The following is a 25,884-nucleotide window of genomic DNA, read 5'->3' as shown; positions in this document are numbered from 1 at the left end:
CATTCCTTTACAGGTCGAGTGTCTCAAGTTCATCAATAAATCCTTCTATAACGCTCAAGCCCCTATTCCAGAAGTCGGGGTCGGCCGCATTCAAATTAAATGGAGCGAGTAACTCCTTGTGTCTCAAGGTGCCCCCAGCACATAATAAATGGAGATATTTATCGACAAAGTGTGGATCAACGCCTTCATAAACTGAATAGAGAGAGTTTACCAAACAATCTCCAAACGCATAGGCGTAAACATAAAATGGGGAATGAATAAAATGCGGTATGTACATCCAATAGTTTTTATAAACAGGGCTAAATTTGAGCGCGGGCCCTAAGCTCTCTTCTTGACCTCTCAGCCATATATCACCGATACGATCCGGCGTGATTTCTCCCATTTTCCGTTCGGCGTGGACGTTTTTCTCAAATTCACAGAATGCTGTTTGTCTCACGACAGTATTTAACATGTCCTCAACTTTGCTGGCTATCATAGCGCAGCGCTCAGCCGGGTTGTGTGTGGTTTTCAGCATTGATTTAAAGGTAAGCATTTCGCCGAACACAGAGGCGGTTTCGGCCAATGTCAATGGCGTGTCTGCCATGAGGTGACCTTGTTCTGCAGCTAAAACTTGGTGGACGCCATGCCCAAGTTCATGTGCTAGCGTCATCACATCACGAACCTTACCTTGATAGTTCAGAAGCAGATAGGGATGGACTGAGGGAACGGTTGGGTGAGCGAAAGCGCCAGAGGCTTTGCCTGGCCGCACGGGTGCGTCGATCCAATCGTTATCAAAAAAGCGTTGCCCTACTTTGGCGAGGCGCGGAGAAAATTCGCCGTAAGCGTTAATAATAGTTTGTTTTGCATCATCCCAAGCAATAATGCGATTGTCCGAATGAGGCAGCGGGGCATTGCGATCCCAATAATCAAGTTGTTCTGAACCGAACCATTTTGCTTTAAGTGCATAATAGCGGTGAGATAACCTGGGATACGCAGATCTCACAGCCTCTAGGAGCGCATCAACCACCTCATCTTCAACAAAATTTGAAAGATTGCGTGCGCTAATAGGTCGAGCAAATCCACGCCAACGGTTTTCGATTTCCTTATCTTTTGCAAGTGTATTGGTAATTAGTGCAAATGTTTTTGCATTTTCTCCAAGAACGTGGCCAAAGCACTCGGCAGCTTCCTTGCGAACTTCAGTCTCTGGATCGGAAAATAAGTTTAAAATTTCAGTTTCTGTCATCTTGCGACCACGGAAAGGAAAGCGCATTTCTGCTATCGTTTGATCAAACAGGCGTATCCAAGCCGTGCGCCCAGACATCGATTTTTCATGCAATAATTCTTCGAGTTTATCGTCAAGTTGGTATGGTCTCATGGCTCGCACGTCACGAAGCCATGGGTGGTAATACTTAAGTTCATCTGTTTGCATCAGCTCATCGAGAGCTGTATCTTCAATTTGATTGATTTCCAGTGTGAAAAACAGCAAAGAGGAACTAATTTCATTAACTTTTTCCTGTGATGTTTGATAAAAACGGCCAATATCTGGATCGCTAACATTGCGTGCATGCACTAGTCCGGCAAAGCTAAGGATAGCACTCAGTTTTTCGTCTATTCGTTCGAATTCTTGAATTGCTAATGCCAATTCGGTGCCTGAAAGCACACCAACTTTGTGCTTATATGTTTGTTCGAATGCCTTTGCTGCTTTAGAGGAATTTTCAATATCGCGCGCAAGCTCTTTAGAATCTCTGCCTGAATATAGGTCGCTCAGATCCCACTCTGGTAAAACTCCGAGATTATCTTTCATGGCCATCACTTTACTCCCAAGCATCTTAAGGCGATATATTGTGTTAAGACCGATAAAACAAGAAGTATGAGAAAGATGTGGGAAGAAAATTGAGCCAGAAAATCGAATCAAAGGAAGCAAAAAACCTTCCGGGCCTTTTTTTCAAGCAGGCTGAAAAATTTCGCGATGCACCATTTTTGTCAATCAAGGAAGAGGGATGCTGGATAACCCAAAGTTGGTCCAAGATTGCTAATGATGTTTTGGCGTTAGCTCGTGGATTGAAAGAAAGAGGAATTGAAAGGGGAGATAGGGTAGTAATTGTTTCTGAGAACCGCCCTGAGTGGCTTATTGCTGACCTGGCAATTATGACATTGGGAGCCATAACAACGCCGGCGTACACCACAAATACCTCTGAAGATCATCTATATCTGCTTCGAGATAGTGGAGCAAAGACTGTAATAGTTTCGACAGAAACTCTGCTTGAAAACCTTTTGCCTGCAGTACAGAAAGTCCCAGCAATTGAAATGGTTGTGATCATGGATCACACAGTGACATCGGATGTTGGTGAATTTAAGATATGCCACTGGGGCGATCTGTTGAGTGAAGGTCCGTTGCTCGGCCGAGATAAACTGATTGAAGATATTAAACGGACTGACGCCGCTTGTATAATATATACCTCGGGGACCTCAGGAAACCCAAAAGGGGTACTGCTCAGTCATGGCGCGATCCTTTGCAATTGTACGGGCGCTCACATGTTTTTGAGGGATGTGCCAAGCTTTAAGCAGGGTTGTGAGATCTTTTTATCATTTCTTCCGTTATCGCATTCTTACGAACATACCTGTGGTCAATTTTTGCCAATATCAATCGGTGCACAAATTTTTTATGCAGAGGGATCTGATAAGCTTGTAGCTAATATGGCTGAAGTGCAGCCTACCATTATTGCTGCTGTGCCTCGGCTTTATGAGGCGATACGTGGGCGTATTCGTCGCCGCATTGAGGGTGTGGGCGGGATGCAACAAAAGCTCTTTGAAACGACTATTGCCTTGGGACGCAAAAAGTATGAATCGACGTCAAGATTAACAATAAAAGAAAGACTCCAAGATACAGCATTAGAATATTTAGTGCGTCGAAAAATAAGAGCCCGATTCGGTGGCAAACTAAAAACTTTTGTCTCTGGCGGTGCTGCATTAAATTACGAGGTTGGAGTGGAGTTCTTGGCTTTGGGGTTAAATATTCTTCAAGGGTATGGGCAGACGGAGTCAGCTCCCGTCGTCAGCTGCAATGCGTATGCAAAGAATAAACTTCGTACTGTGGGCCCCCCTTTGAGTGGCGTAGAGGTAAAAATTGCCAATGATGGCGAAATTCTCGTTCGGGGTGAGCTGTTGATGGATGGTTACTGGAATAGACCAGACGAGACAAATGAAACGATTCGCGATGGTTGGCTTTACACCGGGGATATTGGAGTGCTGGACGAGGACGGATATATTGAAATTACGGATCGGAAAAAGGACATAATAGTCAACTCAGGCGGCGATAATATATCGCCAGCACGAGTGGAATCTATGCTTACCGAGACGATGGAGATCGAACAAGCATTAGTGTTTGGGGACAAAAAACCACATTTGGTGGCGTTGATTGTTCCGTCAGTGGATTATGCTTCAGAGTGGGCATCCAAGAAAAAAGTCGATCACGATATAGAACTTTTTATAAAAGACATTGAGTTCGTTAAAGGCATTGAGCAGTCGGTCGATCGAGTAAATAAGAAGTTATCGATAATTGAGAGAATAAGGCGCTTTATTGTAATCCCACAGGCATTTAGCGTAGAAAACGAAATGATGACCCCCACCTTAAAACTGCGCCGGCATAATATTCTTTCCCAATACGGAAAAGATTTAAATGCGCTCTATCGCAGATAAATGAGGCCTTTTTTTTACATTAAATTTGAAAAAGTTTTTATGGTCCTTAAACGTTGAGTGGACTGGGGCATTTCTGACATTGAATGGACCAAGCCTAACTGTGGACGCATTTCGATAATTAGCTAGATACCGTGATATTTACGAAACCAAGCAACAAACTTAGGCAAACCAATTTCGATGGGCGTTTTGGGTGTGTAATCGAAGTCGCGTTGCATAGGTCCTATGTCCGCAAAGGTTGTTTTAACATCACCAGGTTGCATGGGTTGGAAGTTTATTTCGGCTTTGCAGCCCGTTGAATTCTCTAGAATTTCGATAAAACGCATTAACGGCTCGGGTGAATTATTGCCAATATTATAAACTCTATGGGGAGCCTCGCCCGTTTTTTGCTTTGGTGGGTTATCGAGACAAGATAAGATGCCAGCAATAATATCATCAATGTATGTGAAATCGCGTTCCATATCGCCATTATTGAAGACTTTAATTGGCTCTCCCTCTAACATTGCCTTAGTGAACAAGTACGCTGCCATATCTGGCCTGCCCCACGGTCCGTAAACAGTAAAAAAGCGTAAACCTGTGCTAGGGATTTTGAAAAGATGGCTGTAGCAATGCCCCATTAATTCATCAGCGCGTTTTGTAGCAGCATACAGAGAAATTGGTGTATCTGTTCTATCTTCAACAGCAAATGGAACTTTTGTATTGCCCCCATAAACTGAAGATGAACTGGCATAAACAAGGTGTTTGATATTTTTGAGTCCGCGACAGAACTCTAGAATAACTAATTGGCCCATTACATTAGCTTCTATGTAAGCTGACGGATTCTCAAGCGAATAGCGTACTCCAGCCTGAGCTGCTAAATGTATTACATTGCTAATTTGTGGATGCTTCTCTGACAAATTGTCCATAAAGTTACTGTCAGCAACATTGCCGCAGGCGAATTGAAAATTTTTGTTCTTAGAAATACGGTTTAAACGAGCTTCCTTAAGTGAAACATCGTAGTAGTCATTGAGGTTGTCTATGCCAACTACCTTGTCACCGCGTGCGAGCAGGGCTAGTGCAACGTAATGGCCTATGAATCCGGCTACGCCAGTGACAAGTGTCTTCATGAGAAATTAAGTCCAGGTAAAATGACCAGTTCAACCATACAATGGATTGGTTCGAAAATCATCCCTTGCCATGCACTTTCTAACGTTTCTTTGGTTTCTGACAATCGGATGGTTAAAATTTAGATCAGTAAGTTGTTCGTTAAGAGACAATGGAACGAGTGTTGGGCATTTTTTATCCATAAAAAATACATTTCAGATTGATCCAGGTGTGTTGATTTGGCACCCATAATTAATTTTTAAGAACGGCATGCTGCATTGGTAGAAAATGATTGTTATTTGGCTTACAAAACGAGACACTCTTCAAAAATACTTCAAGATGATTGTTTGCTGAGAAGGGCTGACTATTCAAAAATTTTCAATTTGGCCAATTATCGAAAGGTTATTCAGGTTGATAAAAAGATATAAAAAAACCTTGCTGATAAGGACCGTAGTCATAATGCTCTCGCTTTTTATAAGCAAGTCACCTGTTAATGCAGAAGCTATTAAAGTTGAAATTACGCCCGCCCCTATAGCTGTCAATCCAGGCCAGACAGTAAAACTTGGGGCAAACCTATCTAATTTACCCCCGAACGCACGTTTAAGCTGGTCTATAGATGCGGTTGGTGTTGCAGAGGCTCAGAAGGGCAGACTCAGTAGGGACTTTCAGCCTACATATACTGCTCCTCAAATCGCACCGAAGAAACCGATTTTTATCCAAATCCTTGCTTTCATTGATGGTGTGCCAGTTGCGGGCGCAAAATCGAAGATTATTTTCGTAGCTTCCGGTGGAGGCGAAAAAAAGGGTAAGCTCAATAATGAAAGTGGCTCGGCCCGTCAAGGCGAGCCTGTGCAGGGAGACAAGCCGGGCTTGAAGGGAGGATCGAGCGGACAAGCCTCATCTGGCCAAAAAGGTGAGCCAAAAAAAATCGGACAGCTTGAGGCGAAAACCAGGCTTATGCAAAAAGGCGAACAAGGGCAAAAAGGTGCGTCGGGTAAAAGGGGTAAAGCCAAAGGAAGTAATGTTCCCGTTAAAAATAATGATCTTGGCCAAAAAGATGAATCCAGCCATATAGATAAGTCTGGCGAGATGGGGTCGGGACAATCCAAAGGGCAATCTGAAAAAAAAGATATTATAAATTGGACCGTACCACCACCGCCAGACCCAATTAATTCCGGTAAAATCATATGGAATATTGATCCCGGGCGAAACCGATCGGGTAGTTGTGTGCTGCCTTCGTGCGGACAGTCAGGGCCATCAGCGCCGCCAGAGCCACCTCCTCTGCTCGCCCCCGAACAATGGAATTGAGGGTGACGACTATTTTTTATTTAAATAAATAATTGTAGTCTTGCTTTTGTCAGGTGTTTATCAAGCTTCTGGAGATGTCCTCGCCTCAGATATTAGCTGGGATGCGGGTACCACCGATTTGTCTGATCCCAAAGGCAGAGCTATCATTCCGAGCGCCGCTTTGTAGGTATCTAAAAGATATTCCTGTTCTTCACGGTCTGACGATTCCATTTTGCGTAAACGCACTATCTGACGCATTATCTTTGGATCAAAGCCTGTGGCCTTGGCCTCAGCATACACCTCTCGTAAATCATCACCGAGTGCTATCCGCTCCTCTTCCAACCGTTCGATGCGCTCAATAAAAGCTCTCAAACGATCACCTGCAACTCCACCGACATCTGCCATTTCAAAAACCCTCAAAAAATACAATTAACAAATACGCTTATCTTATTCCCTGGCTTTTGAAAAGGAACAGCTTAGGAATTTTGGGTTTCCTTATATTTCTCAATTTGTTCCGGCGTTGCCTCTAGTTGATATTTGGTACGCCATTCGTCATACGGCATGCCGTACACAATTTCTCGCGCACCTTCGTAGTCCATCTGAAGCCCCTTTTTTTTCGCAGAGGCAAGATACCATTTGGACATACAGTTACGACAAAACCCTGCCAAATTCATTAGATCGATATTTTGTACGTCGGTTCTCTCTTGCAAATGTTTCACCAGTCTGCGGAAAGCAGCAGCTTCAAGCTCAACAACAGTGTTGTCATCCATAATTGCCTCCATTTTTATAACCATACCATCCGATGCACCAACTTAAATACAGAATCTCTCATTTTAATGTTTGCATAATACGTGCATTACCCATTCATAACGTAGCATTTACACCAACGGCCTGCATTTAAGCACTCATAAAATGGTCCGCAAGAACCGCTACGAATTAACATAAATTTTACCTAAACCGACCAATTTTTATTTTGTGTCTTATGAACCCTGAGTCATGCCGAGTTTATAATAAAAAAAAATGCCCAAAAATGTATTTGAATGCTGATTTCGAATGTAAGTTCCACTACTGTCTAACCATGCGTCGCAAACACCTTACAAAAATCGTTGCCACACTTGGCCCAGCCTCTGAGAGGCCCGAGATTATTCGGGCCTTGTTTCAGGCTGGAGTTGATGTATTTCGCCTAAACTTCAGCCATGGGACGCATGCGGACAAGCAATCAAATATTGAAATCATCCGGGATATTGAGAAGGAAACTGGCCGCCCTATTGCAATAATGATGGATCTGCAGGGTCCAAAACTGCGCATAGGTCAGTTCTCAAAGGGCGCCGTTGAACTCAATGTAGGTGACGCTTTCCGGCTTGAATTAGAGAACAAACAAGGAAGTGAGGAACGGGTAACGCTTCCACATGCTGAAATTTTTGCTGCACTCAATGCGCCAACGGAGCTTCTTCTTGATGACGGTAAAATTCGTTTAAAGGTCAAAGAAAGTGGGCCGGATTTTGCCGACACTGAAGTGATAGTCGGTGGCAGTCTTTCGGATCGCAAGGGAGTAAACGTTCCGGGCGTATTACTTCCGTTATCAGCATTGACGGAGAAGGATTTACGCGACATGAATTTCGGCCTTGATAACGGGGTTGATATTTGTGCCTTATCATTTGTACAGCGGCCTCAAGATATAGCGGACGCCAGAAAACTGATTCAGAATAGAGCGGCATTATTAACTAAATTTGAAAAGCCTGCCGCAATACAACATCTCACAGAATTCGTTGAAATGTCGGATATGGTGATGGTAGCACGCGGAGATTTGGGCGTTGAGATGCCCCCTGAAGAGGTTCCAGCCCTCCAGAAGCGAATTGTTGCTTTATCTCGACGTATGGGCAAGCCTGTAATTGTTGCAACACAGATGCTAGAATCAATGATAAATGCCCCAACGCCAACCCGCGCAGAGGCATCAGATGTAGCTACAGCAGTTTATGACGGTGCTGATGGAGTGATGCTTTCGGCAGAGACAGCAGCCGGCAGGTATCCCATTGAGTCTGTTGCTATGATGAATAGGATCGTCGAACATACCGAGAATGACACTCAATACCGACGTTATCTCGAGGCTGATAGGGTCGTGCCAGAGGCGACTGCGGCGGATGCCATCAGCGCAGCTGCAAATCAAGTTGCGGAAACCCTTTCTGCAAAGGCAATCGTAACATACACAACATCTGGTTCGACGACACGCCGTGCAGCGCGTGAAAGGCCTGATGTGCCGGTAATAGGATTAACTCCGTCTGTCGAGACGGCACGGAAGCTATCTGCAGTGTGGGGTGTCCACAGTGTACATACCAAGGATGCCCGTGATTTTTCAGAGATGGTTAGGTTTGCAAGTGATCGAGTGCTCTCTGATGGGTTTGCTGAAATAGGAGATCGTATTGTAATAACTGCTGGGGTTCCTTTTGGAACGCCGGGAGCAACCAACATTCTTAGAATCGCCCGTGTTGGCCAATTTACTGGACAGAGAATTTAAGAATGCTAGGGAACATGAATATCACTGGCGTATGTTTATTCTAAATTGGGTAGTAAACCTCTCACTCTTGGGTTGGCTGCTGCCGAACCGTTGTTCACCAGGCCTGTCTAGCTCTCAAGTTTGGGTTTTTGATTTAGCATTTTGTCGATTGACACAGATGGGTCCATGTTTTGCCTGAATTAGTTGCTAATTTTTTTGAGCAAACAGCTGAAGCTGCGATAATAAAGTTTCGCAGTATATGCGAGTCCAATGGTCTTGACATTTGGACGATGGACGACACAGGAGACATGAGCTATGTGCTCGATATTGTTAGAATAGGTTCTCCGGATGCGCCATCAGTGTTGGTTCTAACGCCAGGAGCCAGCGAGGGTGAGGGCCTTTGTGCCTCTGCAATACAGTGTTGTGTCCTGGCAGGAGCTATTAGGCGTGAGCTTCCCCGAAAGGTTGCCATTCTACTCATTCATAGTGTGGCACCGAACTGGAAATTTGTACCGAAAAAGAGACTGTCAAATTCTGAAAGCAATTGGAATGATGCTCTTTTAGTCGCTGCGGAGACCCGATATAAAGAATTTGTTAGGACTGGTAAAAAACTGCGAAAACCGCAACAGGTTATACAACGGAAAGCCGAGCTTTCGCCGGAAAAAAAACTTAGAACTCTCATTGGCAGTTATCTTTCTCGAGCCAAGCGAATAGGTGTGATCGATGTAAGGACCGGGCCGGGTTTTTATGGAGAATGCGATGTGATTGCTTGTGCTGGTAAGGACACATCAGTAGGCAAGTGCGCGAGACTTTGGTTTGGTGCTAGAGCAGAACTAGATAACACGTTGTCTGTTGCGGCCCCCGGGCCATTTGCTCAAAGCCTAATTGCCAACTTGCCCCCGGTTCAATTAGGTGCAGCAGTTATGGAGTTCGGTACATATTCTCTACAAGCATTTCTTAGAACAAACACCGGGAGAATCTTCTACCCTATAGATTCCAATTGGCGAACGCAGGTTATGGATAAAGCGCATATAGTCATACGGCAGGCTGTTGCAGAGTTAGCATAATTATAACCTTTTTTACCGTGGTTTATCACCTTTGATAGTGATCCTTCGCATGCAACGGCGCTGGCCTTGATAGTCATTAACTGCGTAATGCATTACACAACGATTATCCCACACTGCGACTGTACCGGGCTGCCAGCGGAGACGGGCAGTAAATTCTGGACGTCTGATATGCTCTAATAAAAACTCGATTATAGGTAACGACTCCTCAAATTCGAAATCTGCAAATCCTTCAGTGTGTGAGCTGATATAAAGCCCTTTGCGGCCGGTCTCGGGGTGAGTGCGTATTATGGGGTGGTGGCTTCTGGTATCGATTTCAGGTGGTGGATTAACGGGTTTAACATGGCTATGACCTTTATATCGATCGCGCTTGTCCTGTCCGCCACGTCTTCTATTACGGTTACCAGTGTTCTCAACTCTAATATTAGCAAGTAATTTCTTCAGCCCAGTAGATAGCGCATCATACGCCAGATACATGTTAGAATACATTGTATCGCCGCCAACGGGAGGTGTTTCTATTGCGTGTAGTATGGTTGCTTTGGCTGGTTTCGCGACGAAGCTCTGATCAGTATGCCATAAATTACCAAAATTGCGTTTATCACTCGGGTTCTTGATCAATTCCAATATTTCAGGATGGCCTCTCATTGTAGGCATAAATGGGTGGGTGTGTATGGCACCCCACTTTCTGGCAAATCGCACCAGACCAGTGGGAGATAAATCCTGATTGCGAAAGAAAATCATGCTATGGTCGAGCCAAGCTTGATGAATATCGCGGAACACTTCACGTTTGACGGGCCTCGACAAGTCGACCCCTATAATTTCACCTCCCATGGCACCAGCTAAAGGGGCTACATCCAGCGTTTTATATTCGGTGCGTCTTTCTTTAATCATATTATCTCGCAATGTTGCTAGCGGGGTTTGTCACCTTTTATGGTTATCCTATGCATGCGACGCCTTTGACCCGGATAATCCGAGACGGCGTAGTGTTGTAGACAACGATTATCCCAGATTGCAATTGAATCTTTTTGCCACTTAAAACGCGCAATAAACTCTTCTTTCGTGCAGTGCTTACGTAGCATGTCAATTAAAAAATTTCCTTCCTCTCCAGAAAACCCAACCAATTCCTGCGTATGCACACCTATATAAAGCGCCTTTCTTCCCGTCTCTGGGTGCGTGCGAACAAGAGGATGTTGGGAGTTTGTTTTAACCCCCTTTGGGGGCACCTTTGGTTTAGCACTCGCGCCTTTGTAACGGTTTTCACGGTTCCCATATTTGGCACTGCGTTTGTTCCCGTCACCAACATTAAACGTTCTAATTGGCTCAAGCATTTTTTTCATGCCCGGGGATAGGGCTTCGTATGCGTCATACATATTTGCGTACAGAGTGTCCCCTCCGACTGTCGGGGTTTCTTTTGCATACAATAGGGTTGCTTTTGCTGGCCGCGGTGCAAACATCTGGTCAGTGTGCCAACGATTACCGAATGTATAGGTATCAGTCTCAGTTTTCTTAACTTCAAGTATTTCAGGATATCGGCGAAGTCCTCTCACAAAAGGATGGACATGAATGCCGCCCCATTTTTTTGCAAATTTTAAAAATTGGTCCGAAGTGATTTTCTGATCTCGAAAAAACAGCACTTGATATTTCAACCAGGCCTCATAAATCTCGGTGAATGTTTTGCGGTTCATAGGTTTTGCAAGATTAACGCCCGAAACTTCTGCCCCGCATGATCCTGCGATGGGTTCAATTGAAATTGTCTCGTATGCCACTAGGCTCCTCCCAATCAAGCCAAAGAAATCAATTGTACTAGCTCAATATCCTACTATACGTTGTTTAAGGCAAGATAGCAGACATTGTCGGAAGCTGACGTTTTGAAAGATAAGCAAAGCTGAGCAAGGAATATTAGGCTTTCCCTTGATAAATTTTAATTATGGTGCTCAGCATTTCCAAAGCCTCTCCTCTCGGGCGTTGGAATGTATTGCGCCCTATTATTGAGCCTGAACCACCTCCATCTCGCACCTCGCGTATTTCTTTGAGAACGCCATCCAAATCTTTAGCCTCACCTCCTGAAAAGACTACTATCCTCCGGCCATTGAAAGTCGCTTTAATTACATGCGCTATGCGCAAAGCCAACGTTGAGATGTCCACTCCGTTGTCTTCGTATACTTTCTTAGCTTCTGCTTGAAAAAGCACACCAGTAGGTGGTTTCACTTTTATCACGTGTGCGCCCAATTCGGCAGCTAGATGTGCAGCGTACGCACAAACATCTATGGCTGTTTCTCCCTCGCGCGTAAGATCTCCACCTCGCGGATACGACCACAATACACAAGCAAGGCCAACCGCCTTAGCCTCCTCTGCAAGCTCCCGAAATTCTTCCATTAATTCGAATTGGTCATCTGAACCTGGATAAATAGTAAAACCGATAGCGGAACAGCCAAGTCTTAAGGCATCATTTACACTGCCATAAACGGCTTGGTCCTTAGACGTGGCGTGACTGTTTGAGCTATTGAGTTTCAAAATAGTTGGAATTGCACCAGCAAAGCTGTCAGCTCCTGCTTCTATCATTCCGAGTGGCGCGGCATATGCCGAAAGCCCGGCATCTACGGCCAATTGAAAATGATAATGAGGGTCGTATGCCGGCGGATTCTTTTCAAAGCTTCGAGCAGGGCCATGCTCAAACCCCTGATCGACGGGCAAAATGAGTAATTTGCCGGTTCCTCCAAGACGTCCATGCATGAGAATACGCGCTAGGTTGGCTTTCGTTCCGGCGCAATCGCTTTCATAATTGGCCAGTATTTTTTTGACACGTTGAGTAACTTTCATGCTCATTCCCTATCGATTATGATTCAATTTTCTGATTGAGCAATACAAGAGCCAGAGAGTATTTTCAACTTGTCAGAGTAATCCTTGCTAAGGTATTCAATTCGCGTCCAAAAGCCATGTTCGACACGCCGTGTCAATTTTTTGGCCGGTTAACTCTAAGTGATAGAAGTCGAGTGATTCGGGGCGGGTGCGAATAAGCTTGGAATCAGTTTGAAGGGCGATATCTGCAACTTTATCGGCACTAATACCATCAAAGCGAATATAATCAACTCCCTGCCGCAAAGCTGCTAGAGCGTGCCCGGGGCTGTCTCCGCAATCGAGCATTGCCTTCACGATCACATCCGGAAATTCGCTCTTACCCTTTCTTATAACAGCTTGGAACCAACCTGGGCCAACTGTTCCGGCCGCACCAAGCGCACTCAATAATAAAATTGGTCTTGGAATAGCTGATGCTACACTCAATGCCAGCCTCACATGTGCCAGGCTATGAATAGTTACGGCTTTATGAAGTCCGCTCAGTCTAATGACCCCAGTGCAACTGCTGTATCAGACATACGGTTTGAGAAACCCCACTCGTTATCATACCACGATAAAACTCTGACCAAAGATCCCTCAATAACTTGGGTTTGTGTTAAATCAAACACTGAACTTGCGGGATTATGGTTGAAATCAACCGAGACTAGAGGCGCTTCGTTAGTTGCCAGAACGCCTTTAAGCTTGCCATTTGCTTCTTTTACAATGGCATCGTTAATTTCTTCAACAGTTGTAGTGCGGCTTGCGTTGAATTTGAAATCAATTAGTGAAACGTTCGGAGTTGGGACACGTATGGCCGTTCCATCAAGTTTCCCGTCCAGTTCGGGCAACACCAATCCGACGGCTTTTGCTGCACCCGTTGAAGTTGGGATCATGGCCTCTGAGGCGGAACGTGCCCGGCGGAGGTCACTGTGTAGTGTGTCAACAGTCCGCTGATCCCCGGTAAACGAATGAATAGTTGTCATATAACCCTGTTCAATGCCAATTGCATTATTCAGAACGTAGGCAACAGGTGCTAGGCAGTTAGTAGTACATGAAGCATTTGAAATCACGCTATGTTCAGCAGAAAGCTGATCATTATTTACTCCATACACCAACGTCAGATCAACGCCGCTCGCTGGTGCGGATATGAGGACTTTTTTGGCACCAGCTTCTATGTGCATTGATGCATCTTCTTTGCTGACAAAAATACCGGTACATTCAAGGGCTACATCAACACCCAATTCTCCCCAAGGCAGTTTTTTAGGGTCACGTTCAGCTGTGACCTTGATCTTGCCTTTACCTAAATCAATCCAATCATCTCCTGTAGTAATGTCTCCGGGGAAGATACCGTGCACCGTGTCATATTTGAGCAAATGAGCGTTGGCTTTGACCGAACCCAGATCATTTATTCCTACAAATTCTATATCATTGCGATCCGCTTCATAAGCAGCACGCAAAACCAGACGGCCAATGCGGCCAAATCCATTTATTGCTACTTTCACTACCATAGGAACTCCCCCAAATTTACTAGCCGGCCTTTTACTGATGGATCCTGCTACTTTATTTAAACTGTGGCGCTGATGTAAACTGAATGACGGCGAGGTTCAAGCATAGAGGATACAGCCATAATTAAATGCGACTTTTCACTGCACCAACAATTGCCTCGGGTGTAATGCCAAAATGGGTGTATAGGTCTTCGGCTGGCCCTGAGGCCCCAAATGACGTCATTCCAACGAATATACCATCTGAGCCTACATAGCGTTCCCAGCCGAATCCCACCGCCGCTTCAACGGCGACTTTGGGGTGCCCCACCCCGAGTATCGCCTCTTTATATTTTTCATCCTGTTGGTCAAATAATTCAAGGCAGGGTGCGGAAACTACAGCCGTTGCAATCCCATCGTTTTGTAATTTTTTTCGAGCTGCACACGCAATCTCAACTTCTGATCCAGTAGCTATTATTGTAGCCTGACGATCACCATCTGGTTCTCTAAGAATATACGCACCCTTGCTGGCTAAATTATCTGAGGAGAATCGATTGCGGACCGACGCAACACCCTGTCGGGTTAATGCGATTATAGACGGGCCTGCTGCACACTTTAATGCTAGCTCCCAACATTCAGCCGTTTCAGTTGCGTCAGCTGGTCGGAATACTCTTACGTTTGGAATAGCTCGCAACGCAGCCAAATGTTCTACTGGTTGATGAGTAGGGCCATCTTCGCCCAGTCCAATAGAATCGTGTGTCATTACGTAAATGACTCTTTGCCCCATGAGCCCTGAGAGGCGAATTGAAGGACGGCAATAATCAGTGAATATCAGAAAAGTACCTCCATAAGGAATAACGCCTCCATGAAGTGCCATGCCGTTCATTGCTGCCGCCATGCCATGTTCCCGTACTCCGTAATAAATGTAGTTGCCCGAGAAATCATGAGGGCTGATGGGCTTCATATCATTGGCCTTAGTGAGGTTGGACCCAGTTAAATCAGCTGAACCACCTATTAATTCGGGAATCACTGGGCTGAGTGCATCAAGTGTAAGCTTAGACGCCTGCCGGGTCGCCAGCCGGTCTTGCTTGGCTGCTGCTTCTTTTTTGAAATCTATTATTGCTTCAGTCCATTGCTCGGGCAAGTCTCCAGCCATTCGACATTCAAATTGATCTCTTGTTTTCTCGTCTAGCTCATCTAGGCGCATGCTCCATGATTGGAATTCTTGTTGGCATCTCGCGCCGGCACGACTCCATGCGTTCGAAACTGCCTCAGGAATAACAAAAGGGTCATATTGCCAGTTTAGGTGCTCTCGCGTTGCCGCAATCTCTTCATTACCCAACGGCGCACCATGTGTGACTTCGCTTCCTTGTTTATTGGGCGCCCCGTACCCTATTACTGTTTTACACGCTATCATCGATGGTCGATCCTCTTTTTGGGCATTATCGATTGCTTCTGCGATCGCTTCTGGGTCGTGGCCGTCAACAGCTTGTGTGTGCCATCCAACAGCATCAAACCGCCTTTGTTGATCATCGCTTACGGCGATTGAGGTCTGGCCATCTATAGAAATTTGGTTGTCATCAAAAAGTAAAATCAATTTGTTTAACTTGAGATGTCCAGCAAGTGATATAGCCTCGTGGCTCACGCCTTCCATGAGGCAACCGTCTCCGGCGAATACATATGTGCGATGGTTGACAATTTCATCACCAAAGCGCGCATTTAAAAGTCGTTCGGCAATTGCCATTCCGACTGCATTTGCGATGCCTTGTCCTAGTGGCCCGGTCGTGGTTTCCACACCTGCCGCATGGCCAAACTCAGGATGGCCAGCTGTGCGACTACCGAGTTGACGAAACGTGCGTAATTGATCAACGCCCATGTCCTCGTAGCCTGTTAAATGCAGTAAGCTGTAAAGCAGCATTGACGCATGGCCATTCGAAAGAACGAAACGATCTCGATCAGCCCAGTCCGGATTGCTAGGGTCGAACTTTAAAAAGCGAGTGAACAATACGGTAGCGATATCAGCCATTCCCATTGGCGCTCCGGGGTGCCCGGAATTCGCTGCCTGAACGGCGTCCATCGATAGCACTCGGATAGCATTTGCCATTTCCGTGTGGCTTGGTTCAGCTTCATTAATAGCTAAGTTATCTGTCATATGTTGTATGCTGTGTGGCTTATGATTAATATCTTATTTGATTTTTACAGCATGCCGCGTTGCCTAAGAACCGTCAACAATTCTTGCTTGGTGAAGTGAGGTTTATTTGTGAAAACTATCTTAAGTTGAACTTGACAAAACAATTAGTGCAAAAACACTTGCAATTAATTGCTAGTAGCTTTTTCTTATTGCTCCAATGTAGCTGTGTCGAAGAACCAATCAATAAACTATGGGTTAATCAATGTCACGTCTGGCTGAAATACGCGATAGATTAGAAAATGTAACGGAACGCCTTGAGCAGGTAGCTTTGAAAAAGTCGGATGTTGTATCAGTCGTTTCTAATCAGGAGCATTGTGTGCGTCAGTTAGACGAAGCTCGGGAAGAATGCGCGCAGCTGCGATTGCAGAACGAAAAGATGGCCGATCGAGTAGGGATTATCATTAAGCGATTGAACTGTATTCTGACAAACGACGGCTGAAATTAATCTGAGCGGAATAAGAGAAAGTATGAGTGATTTATCGATCACGATTAATGGCAGAAAGTACGTTATTGCCTGTGAAGATGGCCAAGAGGAGCATTTAGCTCGCCTGGCTGAATATATCGATAAGCGTGTGATTGAGATTGCGGGGTCAGTAGGTCAGGTAGGTGAGAATAGGTTGCTTTTGATGGCAAGTTTGTTAGTTGCTGATGAACTGGGTGATGCATACGCCGCGCTATCAGCCGAACGAGGAGAGGCAGATGTTGACCTGCTCACCAGACTCGAGGGGCAGCAAACACCCTCTGGTGAGGATATAAAAACAATTGATTCTTTGGAATTATGTTTAGAGCGTATTGAAGCTCTTGCTAGCAAGCTCGAAGATACCGAGGTATAGAATGTTTATCCGCTGCGCGGTTCGTGAGGTCTCGAATATCCCGGGGGCGATAACATTTCTCAGGGAACTGTCCCTGTTGGGGTCGTGGCTCCAGCATATGGTACCCACCTGGTTATCCAGGTCCCATGAGGATGTACTCGATCAACGGCCGTCGCGGCGGTGTTTTTCTTGGTAATGATCGATGTAGCGGCTCAGAAAATCCGAATAAGGGCTTATTCAAAGAAAAAAAGAGCTCTGTTATCAGCCAGTGCCACCAGCGCTGCCGCGGACCTTGCAGAAAATTTCATGGAGGCGTTGACTATCATTGGCGATGGTAGCATTGCGGGTTATTGGCCAATTTCTACTGAATTTGATGTTAAGCCTCTTTTGCAAAAATTATCGTGTGCTGGGATCGCAGTTTCATTGCCAGCTGTTATTTCCGACCAAAAGAGGCTTGTGTTTCAAGGCTGGTCAGAAAATATGCAATTAGTAAAGGGCCCATACGGCACCCTGCAACCTGCTGGAAGCTCCGCTCTTATTGCGCCAGATATATTGATGATACCGCTTCTAGCGTTCGATTCTGCAGGAGGGCGATTGGGTTACGGGGGTGGTTATTATGATCGTACGCTCGCGGAGCTTCGAAAAGAAAAAAAAGTCACAGCTGTTGGGATAGCTTATGCTGGCCAAGAGATAAACGAAGTTCCGACATGTTCAAGTGATCAAAGGCTTGATTGGATAGTAACTGAGGCTAACAATAGAAAAGTAAGGGTCTAGTAATGGGTAGGTTGTAATGAGGGTCTTGTTTTTAGGCGATATCGTAGCTAGAAGCGGTCGCGCCGTGGTTTCGAGAGAGTTGCCTAGTTTAAGGCGTGCCTTAAAACTGGATTTTGTTGTCGCTAATGCAGAAAACGCGGCTCACGGCTTCGGCATAACCGAAAAGATTTGTGGAGAACTTTTCGAAATCGGAGTGGATGTTATAACGGGCGGCAACCACAGTTGGGATAAACCTGAAATCATTCCTTACATTGCACAAGAAAAACGTTTATTGCGCCCATTAAACCTTCCTGCAGAGACGCCTGGTCGAGGGATGGGCATCTATACTGACGGGTCAGGTCGGAAAATCAAGGTCATAAACATTATGGCCCGATTATTTATGGAGCTGCTAGACGATCCCTTCTCGGCTTTAGAGGGCGAACTGCCCTTGGGAACACCAAAATCAGCGGGTTTTGAAGCAATTATTGTCGATGTGCATGGAGAGGCAACCAGTGAAAAAATGGCTCTGGGACACGTTGCTGATGGGCATGCTAGTTTGGTTGTTGGCACGCATACTCATGTGCCGACGGCCGATTCCCATGTTTTAGTAGGTGGTACGGCATTTCAAGCTGATGCGGGGATGTGCGGTGACTATGATTCTGTAATTGGCATGCAAAAAGATGGTTCAATAGCCAATTTTTATCGAAGATTCCCGAGAGTTCGATTATCTCCAGCGAATGGGGAGGCCACCTTGTGCGGAACTTTCTTTGAGACTGATCCATCCACCGGACTTGCTTCTCGCATAGAACCCGTCCGAATTGGAGGTAGATTGCAAAACCATATACCTACTCTTTGACCTAGGTCTGCCAAAAGTAGTCGCAATGCGATTTACAGGGCTTCTCGTGGCTTTTTGTTTCTATGCTGTGTTGAATGAGCAAAAAGCATTAATTGAGTCCATTACAGTTGTGAGTTCAGGATGCCAGTTGTTTTCAGTCGAAACAAGACGCTCTTGGTGGTCTTGGTTAGAAAAAGAAGTCGGCGCATCTAGTAAGGGATAAGAAAAAGTTCATGTTATTAGTCTGGGGCCCAAGCCCACGGCATTCAGAAGTTAGCCTTGCAGCGGAGTTTGGCCGTTCCGTAACCCCTTAAAATCCAAAATCGCATCTCAACCACCTCATTATTGACACAATAAACTTCTACCCAAGTTAAATAATATGCCTTTTATATCCATATTTGGTATAGATGAAGGGGTTAATCTCTGTATGTTGTTATACACGATTTTTTAAGTGGAATTTGAAGCATGGCAGGTCACTCACAATTTAAAAACATCATGTATCGCAAAGGAGCGCAGGATAAAAAACGCGCCAAGCTATTCGCTAAGTTAGGGCGGGAGCTAACAGTTGCAGCAAAAATGGGTGGAGATGATCCATCTTCCAATCCACGTTTACGTGCAGCTATTGCGTCCGCCCGCAGCGGTAACATGCCGAAAGACAACATGGAAAGAGCCATAAAAAAAGGTGCTGGAGGCGGTGAGGGTGATGATTTTGAGGAAATCCGGTATGAAGGCTATGGTCCAAGCGGTATTGCAATTGTTATCGAAGCCCTCACAGATAATCGTAACAGGACTGCATCTGAGGTGCGCGCGATTTTTTCCAAGCATGGAGGGTCACTTGCTGAGACGGGCGCCGTAAGTTTTCTTTTCGACCATGTAGGTGAGATTCGTTACGCGTTGAGTGAAGCAGATTCTGACACCATGTTTGAGGCGGCTCTAGAAGCCGGTGCGGAAGATGTTATTACGAACGATGAAAGCCATGAGATAATTTGCACAGCAACTGAACTACACGCTATTTCAAACGCTTTGGAGACTAATTTTGGTGAGCCACAATCGGCGAAGCTGGTCTGGCGGCCACAAAATACCGTTCAAGTCGATGACAACGATGTGCCAAAGCTGCTCAATTTCTTTGAAGCACTTGATGATAATGATGATGTTCAAACCGTTTCAGCAAATTTTGAAATTGCCGATGATGTCATTGAAAAATTAACAGCATAGGGCTTTAAGGAATATGCGTATTATTGGTTTGGATCCTGGTCTTAGAAATACAGGTTGGGGAGTCATCGATGTTGAGGTTAATCATCTAACTTATGTTGCCGATGGTACGGTACGACCTCGCCCTAAAGATGGGTTGGGCGAACGTTTACGTGTACTTCACGATGGGCTTTTAGAAGCAATCTGCCGCCATAAACCAAGCGAAGCGGCGGTAGAAGAAACTTTTCTAAATAAGAACCCGCGATCTACAATCAAGTTGGGCGAGGCGCGAGGCGTGGTTGTCTTAACGCCTGCGTTGGCGGGTCTGACCGTAGCAGAATATTCTGCAAATCGTATTAAAAAGTCGGTCGTAGGGGCAGGGCACGCTAGCAAAGAACAAATTCAAATGATGGTTGGGCGGATCTTACCCGGATGTCAATTTTCTAGCGCAGATGCAGCTGATGCGTTGGCGGTCGCAATCTGTCACGCTAACACCCGAGAGACCGAGATGAGTTGGGAAAAGAATATGACTTTGCAGAGAGTATTAACATGATTGGCAAGCTTACAGGGCTCCTCGATACATTGGGTGAAAATTGGGCAACCATAGATGTTAGTGGCGTTGGCTATATTGTTTTTTGTTCTGGACGTACTTTGTCTGGATTACCACCACTTGGCCAAATGGTAACACTGCAGATCGAAACTCACGTGCGGGAAGACCACATTCATCTCTACGGGTTTAACGATGTTACCGAACGTGATTGGTTCCGGATGCTAACAACAGTGCAAGGCGTTGGTGCTAAAGTAGCACTGTCTATCATGACTACTCTCACTTGCAAGGAACTGACGGATGCAGTGGTAGCTAAAGATAAAGCAATCGTAGGACAGGCTAACGGAATCGGCCCGAAACTCGCGCAGCGTATAGTTGCTGAACTTCATGATAAAATAGGCAAGCTTGCGGTTGATGGGCAAATCTCGGACTTTGCACTGTCGGAGAAAAGCATTAATAGTTTTGACAGGGAGGCGGTGTCTGCACTCGTGAACCTTGGGTTTTCGCGCATGCAGGCGATTGAAGCGGTATCACGTGCTTCGCAAACATTAGGGGCAGATATTGGTTTAGATGATCTAATTAAATCTGGCTTAAAGGAGCTTAGTCAATGAGCGACACGGCAGACCGCGCCGTAACCACTGATTTTGCCACCGAGGACCGGTCCGAAAATACAATGCGTCCGCAGGAACTTAGCGAATTCATAGGGCAACAGACTGTACGAGAAAATCTCTCGGTCTTTATAAATGCTGCTAAAAAACGCCGCGAGGCACTCGATCACACCTTGCTCTTTGGCCCGCCCGGTTTGGGTAAAACGACATTAGCACAAATAGTTGCTCGCGAGTTGGGCGCAGGGTTTCGAGCCACATCCGGCCCAGTTATAGCGAAGGCGGGCGATCTGGCCGCCATTCTGACGAATTTGCAGCCCCACGATGTTTTATTCATAGATGAGATTCATCGACTCAACCCGGCAATTGAGGAAGTCCTCTACCCGGCAATGGAGGATTTCCAACTCGATTTGATGATTGGCGAGGGCCCTGCAGCAAGATCCATTCGCATTGATCTGCCAAAGTTCACTTTGGTTGGGGCAACAACCCGATCTGGATTGATCACAACGCCTTTACGCGAAAGATTTGGCATACAGATGCGGATGAATTTCTATGAGGAGTCAGAATTACTTAAAATTGTAGAACGTGGCGCTAGTCTTCTGCAGATGGACCTGACTATCGATGGGGCTAGTGAGATTGCAAAACGAAGTCGCGGTACGCCGCGTGTTGCCGGCAGGTTATTGCGCCGAGTTCGGGATTTTGCGATGGTTGCCGAGGCAAAAACAGTAGATGCAGATGCTGCAGATTCTGCATTGGAAAAGCTGGGTGTGGATTCTGCGGGATTAGATCGGATGGATCATCGATATCTTACGGCTATCGCTGAGCATTATGGCGGTGGGCCGGTCGGGGTTGAGACCTTAGCTGCTGCCTTGGCGGAGCAGCGTGATGTTCTCGAGGAAGTAATAGAGCCTTACCTTATTCAAAAAGGATTGCTGCAACGCACCCCACGCGGGCGTATGCTTACAAGTCAAACATGGCAGCGTCTTGGCTTAGAGGCGCCGTCAAAAGCAATCGAGCAATTGAGTTTACTAGATACGCAGGGGGGTGGTGATGGGTAGCCTGCCGCATATCTACACAACCCGAGTCTACTACGAAGATACCGACGCTGGCGGCATCGTTTATTATGCCAATTATCTTAAGTTCGCAGAACGGGCTCGTAGTGAGTTATTACGCTCGATTGGCTCCGGGAATATTGAAGTGATGGTTGAATTCGGTGTTTCGTTTGCGGTTAGTAGTTGCGCGATAAAATACAGACTTCCTGCTAAACTTGACGATATGCTCGAGGTGCGCACTGGCGTAGCCAAAATTGGCGGTGCCACAATGACCATGATCCAAGAGGTATATAGGGAGAGCGATAGACTGGTTGAGATGAACGTCCAAATGGCATGCCTCAACAAGGCTGGACGGCCAACCCGTTTGCCAAAACTAATCCGAGAATCGGTCAGTTCGTTTGGCTTAACCTAGCGAAGTGAAAGGAGCACAAAAATTGGAACAAACCGTAATTGATGCTGTGACCTTGCCCGGCTCCAGAGAGGCGGCCGACCTTTCGATAATGAGCCTGTTTTGGCGTGCTCATTGGGTAGTTAAAGCAGTAATGGTTGCGCTCATAGCTGCTTCGGTATGGACTTGGGCTATCATAATCGAAAAGATTTTGCGAATGCGCAACCTTGAAAAAAGGGCCTTTAAGTTTGAAGATGCTTTCTGGTCTGGCGGTTCACTAGACGATCTTTACGAGCGGATAGGACAAAATCCTCATGATCCAATGGCGGCAGTTTTCTCATCAGCGATGCGTGAATGGCGTAGGGCGTTATCAAAGGGAAAGATTGAACAATCGGTAGCTGAGGCTTTGCGCCAACGCATTGATCGCGTAATGCAAGTTACATTAGGACGCGAAATGGAAAGATTGGAACGATATATGACGTTTCTTGCGTCAGTAGGCTCCACTGCGCCATTCGTGGGCCTGTTTGGAACAGTTTGGGGTATAATGAATAGTTTCCAAGCAATAGCTGTTACCAAGCAAACAAGCCTTGCTGTGGTTGCGCCTGGAATTGCTGAGGCTCTGCTAGCCACTGCATTAGGTCTTGTTGCGGCGATTCCAGCAGTTGTTGGCTACAACAAAATCACATCTGAGCTTGGCACCTATGGCAGCCGGCTTGAGGCATTTGCAGGGGAATTCAGTGCTATTCTGTCCCGTCGTTTGGATGAGGGGAAAAGCTAAGTGGGCGCATCTCTGCAAGACACCAGTCGCTTTTCAAGATCCGGATCTCGATTTAGGCGTTCGCCAATGGCGGAAATTAATGTGACACCGTTCGTTGATGTCATGCTTGTGTTGCTTATAATATTTATGGTGACGGCGCCTCTGTTGACGGTGGGTGTACCTGTCGATTTGCCAAAAACCAAAGCAGCAGTCTTAAACAAGACAGATGAACCGTTGGTAATATCTGTAAATTCGAAGGGCGAAATTTTCGTTCAAAAAGCTAAGGTCTCGAAAGAAAAATTTATTCCACGTCTCATTGCTGTCACAGACGCCAATCCGGAAATTAGGATTTTTGTAAGAGGTGATAAATCCCTAGAATATGGTCATGTTATGGAAATTATGGGTGCTGTAAGTGCTGCGGGTTTTAAAAAAGTTTCACTTCTTGCGCAGCTGCCGACCAGAAGAAAAAATATGAACCGAAATAAAAAGCGAAAGAAATGAACCACCCTAATGCGTACACCCATTATCATCTCTGTTCTTCTGCATCTATCAGTAGTTTTATTGGGCTGGGCAGGTCTGCCTGCAGTCGACCGACCGATTATCGAGCCAGAACAGATTATCGAAATAGAGGTTGTAAGCGAGTTGGAGGCCAAGAAACCGGGGGTAGAAAAAGAATTGCCCAAGAAGCGGTCCACGGTGTCTGCTGCCCCTCGGCCATCACTTCCTCCGTCCTCCGCCGAGGCAGCTGCTGTGCCTTTGCCCTCAAATATGGTGGAAAAGAAAGCTTCAAAAAAACCAGTGCAACCAGCCCCAAGACAAAAAGCAGAGGAACGGTCACAGCCAAAGTCCCCCCCTCGCCCACGCATGAAGCCAAAGGCGCCTCCACGAGACCTATTTGCATCGGTGTTGAAGTCTGTCGAAAAATTAGAGAAGAAAAAACCAGCGGAGAAGAAAAAACAGGTGAAAGCGTTCGACAAAAATATTCTGAATGTATTGGAGAAACACAAGTCTGTGGCCGCAAACCGAAAACCGAACCAGCTTGCAAGTATTTTGGGGAGGGTCACACAAAACGACAAAGATGCTATACGTCGGCAAATCGAGCGGTGCTGGAATCCGCCGGTTGGCGCAAAGAATGCGGAAGAATTAACTGTCGAGCTGCGTTTGTACGTAACACCCGACGGCACGGTTCAAACGGTAAATGTTATAGACAAGGCGCGTGCAGCATCGGATCCTTATTTCAGGGCGGCAGTCGAGAGCGCGTATCGTGCTGTCCTCAATCCGCGTTGCCGTCAACTAAAATTTCCACTCGACAAGTATGAACAATTCAAAACCATGACAATAGTCTTTGACCCAAGAGAGATGCTCGGACGATGAAAAATATTACGAATAGATTAACTTTTTGTATTGCGAGTAAAATTTTCGTGGCTTTTACATTTTATGGCTTTTTTGCCGCCGCCGAAGTACGGATTGATATCACCCAGGGCGTTGTTTCCCCAATACCTATAGCAATCACTCAATTTCATGGTTCATCCGGCCAAGAACGCCAGGTTGGGGCTGATATAGCTCAGGTGTTAACGTCTGATCTTGAGAGCTCGGGTCTTTTTAAGCCAATAGACAGAAAGGCTTTTTTGCAACAACCGGAGTCTTTGAGTTCAAAGATTGAATTTAATGATTGGCGGGTGATCAACGCGCAGGCGCTTGTAAGTGGAAATGTGAAGCGTCAAGATGATGGTAGACTTCGTGTTGAATTTAGACTTTGGGATGTAGTCGCTGAAACGCAAATGACTGGTCTTGCATACTTTACCAAGATAGATAACTGGCGCCGTGTTTCCCACATCATTGCTGATGCAATCTACAAGCGGATTACGGGTGAGACCGGTATATTCGACACAAGGATTGTTTACATAGCGGAAAGTGGTCCCCAGACACGGCGAATTACGCGGTTAGCAATTATGGATCAGGACGGTGCTAACCAGAGATTTTTAACAGATGGGCAAGCATTGGTGCTGACTCCAAGGTTTTCGCCAACGACACAAGAAATCACTTATCTTTCATTTTTCAATGACGTTCCACGCGTGTATCTTTTTAATATCGAAACAGGCAGACAAGAAATTCTCGGCACTTTTAAAGGTATGACCTTTGCTCCGCGCTTTACGCCAGATGGTAATGAAGTGCTAATGTCACATGCCGAAAATGGTAATTCGGATATTTATCTGATGGATTTGCGTACTCGGCGTGCGCGGCGAATAACACGGCACCCGGCCATCGATACATCGCCTAGTGCTTCCCCGGATGGCAAGCGCATAGTGTTTAATTCCGACCGCGGTGGTTCCCCTCAAATCTACATCATGAGCAAAAGCGATAGCGATGCAAAACGTATAAGTTTTGGTAAGGGCAGGTATTCAACCCCAGTTTGGTCGCCTCGAGGAGACCTAATAGCATTTACGCGGCAGTACAAAGGTCGTTTTTTCATTGGCGTAATGAGGCCTGATGGATCTGGTGAGCGTATGCTAAGTGAGAGTTTCTTAGACGAAGGTCCGACTTGGTCTCCCAATGGTCGTGTGTTGATGTTTTTTCGGAAAAAAAGAACTGAACGCGGCGGTGGCGGCGGTGAGAGCTATATCTACTCTGTCGATCTTACAGGCCATAATCTTCGAAGGGTAGTAACGCCAGGTGAGGCTGCGCATCCTGCGTGGTCACCATTGCTACCATAAAAAAGTTCATCTTGGGGTTTCTTCGTAGAGCTACGTGGTTTAAGCTGTTAAGAGATAGAACTGCTCTTAGATAAATAGTAATATTAGCGTCATGTGCTATATGGTAGGCATATCGTCTTA

General features: G+C 45.9%; 27 protein-coding genes and 1 other RNA gene. 18 read left to right on the top strand and 10 right to left on the bottom strand.

Features of this window, described 5'->3' with window-relative positions; all coding sequences use genetic code 11:
* Nucleotides 1-7: 7 nt before the first annotated feature.
* A complete protein-coding gene (locus tag VX941_00895) occupies nt 8-1,783 on the bottom strand; it encodes a M3 family oligoendopeptidase (GenBank protein MEE2931965.1) in 1,776 nt (591 codons plus the stop codon).
* A gap of 89 nt (nt 1,784-1,872) precedes the next feature.
* Between VX941_00895 and VX941_00890 the strand changes: the two genes are divergently transcribed.
* A complete protein-coding gene (locus tag VX941_00890; GenBank protein MEE2931964.1) occupies nt 1,873-3,678 on the top strand; it encodes a long-chain fatty acid--CoA ligase in 1,806 nt (601 codons plus the stop codon).
* A gap of 122 nt (nt 3,679-3,800) precedes the next feature.
* On the opposite strand, the gene VX941_00885 is transcribed toward VX941_00890, so the two are convergent.
* Entirely contained in the window at nt 3,801-4,781 is a 981-nt protein-coding gene (locus tag VX941_00885) for an NAD-dependent epimerase/dehydratase family protein (protein ID MEE2931963.1), read from the bottom strand.
* Nucleotides 4,782-5,217: 436 nt separating this feature from the next.
* Here VX941_00885 and VX941_00880 point away from each other — a divergent pair, with 436 nt between their 5' ends.
* Entirely contained in the window at nt 5,218-6,066 is an 849-nt protein-coding gene (locus tag VX941_00880) for a hypothetical protein (protein ID MEE2931962.1), read from the top strand.
* A gap of 60 nt (nt 6,067-6,126) precedes the next feature.
* Here VX941_00880 and VX941_00875 read toward each other — a convergent pair whose 3' ends face one another.
* Together VX941_00875 and VX941_00870 are read right to left on the bottom strand one after the other, a co-directional pair.
* The gene (locus VX941_00875; GenBank protein ID MEE2931961.1) at nt 6,127-6,450 is read right to left on the bottom strand and encodes a DUF2312 domain-containing protein; all 324 of its coding nucleotides are present in this window, start codon (nt 6,448-6,450) and stop codon (nt 6,127-6,129) included.
* Between the two features lie 71 nt (nt 6,451-6,521).
* Complete coding sequence (locus VX941_00870) at nt 6,522-6,815, bottom strand: DUF1244 domain-containing protein (protein MEE2931960.1); 294 nt, start codon at nt 6,813-6,815, stop codon at nt 6,522-6,524.
* 308 nt (nt 6,816-7,123) lie between these two features.
* On the opposite strand from VX941_00870, the gene pyk reads away from it, so the two are divergent.
* Nucleotides 7,124-8,560 (top strand): pyruvate kinase, encoded by a 1,437-nt coding sequence (pyk, locus tag VX941_00865; GenBank protein ID MEE2931959.1) that lies wholly within the window; start codon nt 7,124-7,126, stop codon nt 8,558-8,560.
* 170 nt (nt 8,561-8,730) lie between these two features.
* Nucleotides 8,731-9,606, top strand: coding sequence for a DUF2817 domain-containing protein (locus tag VX941_00860; protein MEE2931958.1), 876 nt, complete (start codon nt 8,731-8,733; stop codon nt 9,604-9,606).
* Nucleotides 9,607-9,618: 12 nt separating this feature from the next.
* Here VX941_00860 and VX941_00855 read toward each other — a convergent pair whose 3' ends face one another.
* From VX941_00855 to tkt, 6 genes are all read right to left on the bottom strand, one after another.
* Nucleotides 9,619-10,494, bottom strand: coding sequence for a TauD/TfdA family dioxygenase (locus tag VX941_00855; protein MEE2931957.1), 876 nt, complete (start codon nt 10,492-10,494; stop codon nt 9,619-9,621).
* 17 nt (nt 10,495-10,511) lie between these two features.
* On the bottom strand, nt 10,512-11,369 hold the full coding sequence (locus VX941_00850) for a TauD/TfdA family dioxygenase (protein MEE2931956.1): 858 nt from the start codon (nt 11,367-11,369) through the stop codon (nt 10,512-10,514).
* 133 nt (nt 11,370-11,502) lie between these two features.
* Nucleotides 11,503-12,423, bottom strand: a complete 921-nt coding sequence (locus VX941_00845; protein MEE2931955.1) for a class I fructose-bisphosphate aldolase — start codon at nt 12,421-12,423, stop codon at nt 11,503-11,505.
* A 96-nt stretch (nt 12,424-12,519) separates the two neighbouring features.
* Nucleotides 12,520-12,885 carry a hypothetical protein gene (locus VX941_00840; protein MEE2931954.1) on the bottom strand — a complete coding sequence of 122 codons (366 nt, stop codon included), beginning with the start codon at nt 12,883-12,885 and terminating at the stop codon, nt 12,520-12,522.
* Between the two features lie 53 nt (nt 12,886-12,938).
* A complete protein-coding gene (gene gap / locus VX941_00835) occupies nt 12,939-13,946 on the bottom strand; it encodes a type I glyceraldehyde-3-phosphate dehydrogenase (protein ID MEE2931953.1) in 1,008 nt (335 codons plus the stop codon).
* 121 nt (nt 13,947-14,067) lie between these two features.
* Complete coding sequence (gene tkt / locus VX941_00830) at nt 14,068-16,071, bottom strand: transketolase (protein MEE2931952.1); 2,004 nt, start codon at nt 16,069-16,071, stop codon at nt 14,068-14,070.
* Between the two features lie 241 nt (nt 16,072-16,312).
* Between tkt and VX941_00825 the strand changes: the two genes are divergently transcribed.
* The 14 genes from VX941_00825 (at nt 16,313) to tolB (ending at nt 25,764) form a co-directional block, all read left to right on the top strand.
* Nucleotides 16,313-16,549: a hypothetical protein gene (locus VX941_00825; protein MEE2931951.1), complete on the top strand. Its 237-nt coding sequence runs from the start codon at nt 16,313-16,315 to the stop codon at nt 16,547-16,549.
* A gap of 28 nt (nt 16,550-16,577) precedes the next feature.
* Nucleotides 16,578-16,943, top strand: a complete 366-nt coding sequence (locus VX941_00820) for a cell division protein ZapA (protein ID MEE2931950.1) — start codon at nt 16,578-16,580, stop codon at nt 16,941-16,943.
* 6 nt (nt 16,944-16,949) lie between these two features.
* Nucleotides 16,950-17,107, top strand: a non-coding RNA gene (ssrS, locus tag VX941_00815) — 6S RNA.
* A 10-nt stretch (nt 17,108-17,117) separates the two neighbouring features.
* Entirely contained in the window at nt 17,118-17,696 is a 579-nt protein-coding gene (locus tag VX941_00810) for a 5-formyltetrahydrofolate cyclo-ligase (protein ID MEE2931949.1), read from the top strand.
* Nucleotides 17,697-17,712: 16 nt separating this feature from the next.
* Nucleotides 17,713-18,531 (top strand): TIGR00282 family metallophosphoesterase, encoded by an 819-nt coding sequence (locus VX941_00805; protein MEE2931948.1) that lies wholly within the window; start codon nt 17,713-17,715, stop codon nt 18,529-18,531.
* Between the two features lie 444 nt (nt 18,532-18,975).
* Complete coding sequence (locus tag VX941_00800; GenBank protein ID MEE2931947.1) at nt 18,976-19,725, top strand: YebC/PmpR family DNA-binding transcriptional regulator; 750 nt, start codon at nt 18,976-18,978, stop codon at nt 19,723-19,725.
* Nucleotides 19,726-19,738: 13 nt separating this feature from the next.
* Complete coding sequence (ruvC, locus tag VX941_00795) at nt 19,739-20,254, top strand: crossover junction endodeoxyribonuclease RuvC (GenBank protein ID MEE2931946.1); 516 nt, start codon at nt 19,739-19,741, stop codon at nt 20,252-20,254.
* Nucleotides 20,215-20,859, top strand: a complete 645-nt coding sequence (ruvA, locus tag VX941_00790; protein MEE2931945.1) for a Holliday junction branch migration protein RuvA — start codon at nt 20,215-20,217, stop codon at nt 20,857-20,859. Before ruvC ends, ruvA begins: the two co-directional genes overlap by 40 nt.
* Entirely contained in the window at nt 20,856-21,911 is a 1,056-nt protein-coding gene (ruvB, locus tag VX941_00785; GenBank protein MEE2931944.1) for a Holliday junction branch migration DNA helicase RuvB, read from the top strand. The genes ruvA and ruvB overlap by 4 nt, the downstream gene beginning before the upstream one ends.
* Complete coding sequence (gene ybgC, locus VX941_00780) at nt 21,904-22,317, top strand: tol-pal system-associated acyl-CoA thioesterase (GenBank protein ID MEE2931943.1); 414 nt, start codon at nt 21,904-21,906, stop codon at nt 22,315-22,317. The genes ruvB and ybgC overlap by 8 nt, the downstream gene beginning before the upstream one ends.
* Nucleotides 22,318-22,339: 22 nt before the next feature.
* Entirely contained in the window at nt 22,340-23,071 is a 732-nt protein-coding gene (tolQ, locus tag VX941_00775; GenBank protein ID MEE2931942.1) for a protein TolQ, read from the top strand.
* 66 nt (nt 23,072-23,137) lie between these two features.
* Complete coding sequence (gene tolR, locus VX941_00770; GenBank protein MEE2931941.1) at nt 23,138-23,551, top strand: protein TolR; 414 nt, start codon at nt 23,138-23,140, stop codon at nt 23,549-23,551.
* Between the two features lie 9 nt (nt 23,552-23,560).
* Nucleotides 23,561-24,424 carry a hypothetical protein gene (locus VX941_00765; protein MEE2931940.1) on the top strand — a complete coding sequence of 288 codons (864 nt, stop codon included), beginning with the start codon at nt 23,561-23,563 and terminating at the stop codon, nt 24,422-24,424.
* Nucleotides 24,421-25,764 carry a Tol-Pal system beta propeller repeat protein TolB gene (gene tolB / locus VX941_00760; protein ID MEE2931939.1) on the top strand — a complete coding sequence of 448 codons (1,344 nt, stop codon included), beginning with the start codon at nt 24,421-24,423 and terminating at the stop codon, nt 25,762-25,764. The genes VX941_00765 and tolB overlap by 4 nt, the downstream gene beginning before the upstream one ends.
* Nucleotides 25,765-25,884 lie beyond the last annotated feature (120 nt).

This window comes from Pseudomonadota bacterium (assembly GCA_036339585.1).
Lineage (GTDB): Bacteria > Pseudomonadota > Alphaproteobacteria > UBA8366 > UBA8366 > UBA8366.
The sequence above is the reverse complement of the archived record's forward strand: the minus strand, read 5'-3'. Positions and strand labels throughout refer to the sequence as shown.